The organism is Sutterella parvirubra YIT 11816 (assembly GCF_000250875.1).
In the GTDB taxonomy this organism is placed as follows: domain Bacteria; phylum Pseudomonadota; class Gammaproteobacteria; order Burkholderiales; family Burkholderiaceae_F; genus Sutterella; species Sutterella parvirubra.
The window spans coordinates 1-4,993 of sequence record NZ_JH604911.1 but is presented as its reverse complement, the minus strand read 5'-3'; the positions used below and the strand labels follow the sequence as shown (position 1 = coordinate 4,993).

General features: G+C 66.7%; 3 protein-coding genes. 1 reads left to right on the top strand and 2 read right to left on the bottom strand.

Going from position 1 to position 4,993, the window contains the following annotated elements:
* Positions 1-442 precede the first annotated feature (442 nt).
* A complete protein-coding gene (locus HMPREF9440_RS02855; protein WP_008541327.1) occupies positions 443-1,618 on the top strand; it encodes a pyridoxal phosphate-dependent aminotransferase in 1,176 nt (391 codons plus the stop codon).
* Between the two features lie 749 nt (positions 1,619-2,367).
* On the opposite strand, the gene HMPREF9440_RS02850 is transcribed toward HMPREF9440_RS02855, so the two are convergent.
* Positions 2,368-3,513, bottom strand: a complete 1,146-nt coding sequence (locus HMPREF9440_RS02850; RefSeq protein WP_008541322.1) for a hypothetical protein — start codon at positions 3,511-3,513, stop codon at positions 2,368-2,370.
* Between the two features lie 72 nt (positions 3,514-3,585).
* Positions 3,586-4,993, bottom strand: a 1,408-nt coding sequence (locus tag HMPREF9440_RS02845) for a VWA domain-containing protein (RefSeq protein ID WP_008541321.1), incomplete at its 5' end; no start/stop codon positions are given.

The following is a 4,993-nucleotide window of genomic DNA, read 5'->3' as shown; positions in this document are numbered from 1 at the left end:
GGTTGTATTTCCAGTGAAAGTAGGACATCGGCAGGCTCACCATTCCGAAACCCCGACCTCGAACGATGAGGCCGGGGTTTTGACGTTTCTGGGCCTGGGAGCGCCCGCGTCTGCGCCGCCCGGTCGCACGCCCCGCCGCACCTCACCGCGCCCGTCACGCCGGTCCCCAATGGCTCGACCGGCCACGACCACTCGCCCGCCCGTGGTCGGCATCGGTCGACAATATCGACGCGCCCGGTCGACCAAAAACATAAGAAAATCAAAGACTTGACGAATCCTGACCGGTCTTGGAGAAACACCCTAGAGGGGAGTGGCCCGGGACGCACGCCCGGTCGGTAACCTTCGATTGAATGCGCGCCCCGCTGGATCCGGAATGTGCCGGAACACCCCCGGGAGCCGCCGCAGACCGAATACCAGACCCACACTCGAAAGGACCATCGTCATGCTCAACCGCCGCCAGTTCTTCTCCACCGCCGCTCTTGCCGGTTCCGCTTTGGCCGGGATCGTTCCCGCCGTCAAGGCCGCGGCCCCCGCGGCGGACGTCACGACCGAAGTCGTGCCGTCGAAAGCGAATCCGGTGCTTCTGAACTTCAACGAGAATTCCCTCGGCATGGCGCCTTCCGCCAAGAAGGCCGTCGCCGACGCGCTCGTGAACGGCCACCGCTATCCGGACGACGCGAAGGAAGCCGCCCGCGCCGCCATCGCGAAGATGCACGGCGTCGATGCGAAGCAGGTGACGTTGGGTGCCGGGAGCTCGCAGGTGATCCAGGCGATCATCGCCGCGAAGGTCGAAGCGGCGAAGAACGCCGGTCAGAAGGTGCAGGTGCTGGAGCCCACGCCCACCTTCGGCGTCGCGGCCGCCTACGTCGAAGCGCTGCACGTGCCCGTCAACGACGTCGTCCTCCAGAAGGACACGCTCGCCGTCGACATGGCCGCGATGAAGGCCGCCGCGAAGAATTTCGACGGCTTCACGATCGTGTACTTCTGCAACCCGAACAACCCGACCGGCACGGTCACGGGCAAGAACGAACTCTCCGCCTGGATCAAGGACTGCGCCGCGGCGAAGGCCCCGGTCTTCTTCCTCGTGGACGAAGCCTACGGCGAGTACGTCGAAGATCCGGCGTTCGAGTCCGGGATCGAACTCGTGAAGCAGGGCCTCACCAACCTGATGGTCGCGAAGACCTTCTCGAAGCTCTATGCGCTCGCGGGCCTCCGTTTGGGCTACGGCATCGCGACCCCTGAAGTCAACGCCGAAATCGACAACTTCGAATCGATCGACAACATCAACCTCGCGTCCGCGGTCGCCGCCACGGCGACGCTCGCCGACGCGGCGTACCTCAAGACCTCGCTCGAATCGACCAAGGCCTCGAAGGCGATCGTGGTCGCGGCGCTCAAAGAACTTGGCATCAAGTACCTCGACACCCAGGCGAACTTCATCTACCACGAAGTGAAGGGCAGCAACGCCGACTACCAGAAGGCGATGGCCGCCGAGAACATCTTCGTGGGCCGCACCTTTGCGCCCTTTGACAACTGGAGCCGCTTGACGCTCGGCACCCCCGGCGAGATGAAGGCCTTCGTCAGGGTGCTGAAGAGCTTCCGGGCGAAGGGTCTCATCTGACCTTCAACACCGACTTACGGCCCGCAGGGCACCGTCGCCGGCGCAGGCAGCGCCGAAGGGGGCGACGGAAGTGCCGGGCCAACCTCTGAACATCGCCCGCGGCGGATTCCATCCCCGCGGGCGGTGGCTTTTGGGTGTTCGGGAATCTCAAACGAGAGAACGCAAAACTTCTGTTGCGTTTCTGGCGCGGCCCGGAAGCTCGGAGGATGAGGACTTGGAGGTTCGGCCGCCATCAACCGTCTTGAGCCGTTTTCCGCCGATTGGCGGAGCCGAAAAGAAAGATGGGGTCCGGCTTGCCTACCGGACCCCATCGGTTGTGGATCAAAGTGCCCATACTTTGAATCCAACCCCACGGAAACGATAACACCGGAAATCCGGCTTGGGGCGGGATTGCGGAAATTTTTCTCGGCGTCCCGGACGGGGGATGCCCCGCGGTTGCCCGGGGCGTGGGGTAGACGGGTCCCTACCGCCGAGCGCTTTCCCGCGCGCTTCCTGCGCCCCGCTCGGGAAGGCCGAAGCGGCCTCTACCTTCAGCCCGAGCGCCTCATAAGTCGTCCTTTCCTGAAAAGCGCGGAATGTTGCGTTTCCGGACGTTCGGCTTGAGCCGCTTCACGGCTCCCGGCGGATTCGCCCGCCAAGATCGTGAAGGTGCGGACGGCTCTGCGGACGGGCCTTCTACCGGGGGACGGACGCTCTGCGAAGGCGTCCCGGCCGCCCAGGAAGCCGCGGGTCCCGGTTGTCTCGCGGCCTCAGGGCGGTTCGGGCGCGGTTCGCGGGATTACCCGCAAAGGAAGGCGAGGCCGCAGCGTCCGCACTTGGCTTCCCTTCCGCTTCATTCCCGCCTCCTTCCCCCCATTCTCCAGCGGAGAGTCGGCCGGCCGGCGCGCATGAAGAACTCTGTGGATGGTGACGGTCGGCTCATCGACCGCAGCGAAGCGCTTCGCCGCAACCGGCCGGAACTCTTCCTCCAGAAGGTACCCGCCCACCCGGAGGAGCACCCGTTCGGCCTTTTCCTCCAACGCCTCGATTTCGGGACGGTCCACATTGTCGAACTTCTCCCGGTCCACCATCCCCGCGGCCTGGAGCACCAGCGCCGCGAAGCGCTCGACGAAGCTCACGCCGGGGCCGACCTGGCCCGTGGGATCGTTCCAGAGCCAGGAAGTGAAGGTCGTCCCGAAGAGCGTGATGAGGTCCTCGCGGAGGAACTCGATGTGGTCGTCGTTCATCGGGTTCATCTTCCACCACCGGAAGACTTCCCGCGTGGCGATGAGCCTCCGGATCACTTCCTCCGCCGAGGGGAAGTGCCCCTCCACCACTTCGGCACGGTTGCCGTAGAGGCCCCAGAGTTGGCCCACGAGCTTCTCCAGGGCGGGGTTCCCGTAGACGAAGCGGGGGTCGAGGATCTGGCAGCGGGTGAAGTCGTCGCCCGGGCGCTTCCGCCGCACGAGCCGGCGACGGAGCGTCGTCCGGTCGACCAGCACGGCGTCGAAGATCGCATCGTCGGAACCGTCCGACCCGTCGGAAGCGTCGTCATCATCATCGCCGCCGTTCGCATCATCGAGCCCCTGCGGCCGGAAGAGGCCGTCGAACAAGACGGGACCCTTCGGGGCGTCGACGGCGGGGTCGATGCCGGGATGGGCGTCGAAGTCGACGTCCCGGTCGACGCTCGTGTTGACACTCAGCTCGGTAAGGCACCCCAAAGCCGGCCCTCCGACGGCCGGCGCACGGCAGACCGCGGCGAGGTAGTCCCGTCCCGCCACCGCCATCTGCGGCACGACCGCCGTGGTGGGAAGCACCGTGGGCTTCTCATCTTCCGCACGCGCCTTCACCAACACCAACGCGGTGCGCAGCGTCAGGAGATTCGCCTCCACCGCCAGGTTCTCGGCTTCAAGCACCGCCCGTTCGTCCCTCGAACCCGTCCCGGTGACGCGTCCGAAGACCGCAAAGCGCGCGAGCCGGTCGGCGTCCTAGGGCGTGAGCTTCACCTCACGCATCACCTCCATCCTTTGGATCTCCCGGGCAGCTTCGAGGTGGTCCCAGGCGTGCGCAAGCGGGTCCCGGGGGTTCGTGTGCAGGGCGTCCAAAAGGGAGACGGTCATGGGGCAGGCGTCGGGGAGGTCGGTGGAATCGAGCTTCACCTTCCTATCGGGCACCATCATGATGCGGTTGACCCTCGTCCCGGGGAAGTCGCCGTCGACGGGCGGATCCTGGCGTGCGGCGTTCACAAGGTGCGCGAGCGCCGGGGCGGCGTCTTCCGACGGGAGCACGAAGCGGCATGAGCCGCGGGTCGCCTGCGCAAGGCGCGAGAGAAGCGTGTCCCCGGGCGCGGTGCCCACGCCCAGCACGTGCGCGCGGAGCCCCGTCGCCGCGAGCGCCTTGAGGCGCGCCTCCACGCCGTAGACCTCGCCGTCCGTGATGAGGAGCACCTCGCGCTCGCCGTTCGGGACGCGCATGTGCGCGTTGAAGGGATCCCGAACGTACGCGTCGCCGTTCTCATCCCACGTGCGCCGCACCGCGAAGCCGAGGAGCGCCGCGCGGAAGGCGCGGTCGAACATCGTCCCGCCCATGTCGGCCTCCAGCTGCGAGACGATCGTGCGCCACTGGGATTTGCAGGACCGCACCGGGCGGAAGCACTGCAGGTGCCGGGCTTCCGTCCCGAAGGCGATGAGGCCGATCTCGTCGTCGGCAAGGAGAAGCCCGGGCAAAGTCATGAGCGCCTTGCGGAGCTGCCGGATGGAGAGCCCCTCCATCGAACCCGAACAGTCGGCGAGGACGATCAGCCGCAGGGGTTCGCCGCTTCGGGTCGAGGGGACGTCGCGGCGCGTGACCGCCAAGGGCCGCGGGTGAAAGCGCGAGGGGATCACCGCGGCGTAGCCGGACGGCATCAAGCGGTCGATGCGGATCACGACGTCGCGGTCGAGCGCGCCTTTCTGCTCGATGCGGACCGAGCCGCATTCCTCACCTTTGCCTTCATCCTTTTCTTCACCCTCGGCACGTTCAGCGCCTTCACCCGTCACCCGGACGATCTTCGCCCCCGGGTGCGAGGGCATGCTGATGCGACCATGCGTGTGCGCGCCGGATAGCGTTGCGCGGATCGTGAGCGGGTAGCTCGCCGCGAGGTCCGTGACGGGGACGGCTTCGGGAGGGAGGCCTCCCGCCGAACCGTCGGCGTCAAACCGAGCGTCCACCACCACCGGGACGCGGATCCGCACGGTCCCGTCGCACCACGTGGTGCGGGCGACGCTCTCCACTTCGAGTGTGAGTTCTTCGCCGGGGAGCAGATTCGCGAAGGTCGCGACGGCGAGCCCTTCGCGCGTCACCGACAGGTGCGCGGCCGTGTCGCCCTTTTTGAGCGCTTCCTCATACGTGTCCTTC

What these genes read in the sequence shown, in the direction of transcription:
- HMPREF9440_RS02855 (WP_008541327.1), top strand. Translation starts at nt 443, where the DNA reads ATGCTCAACCGCCGCCAGTTCTTCTCCACCGCCGCTCTTGCCGGTTCC.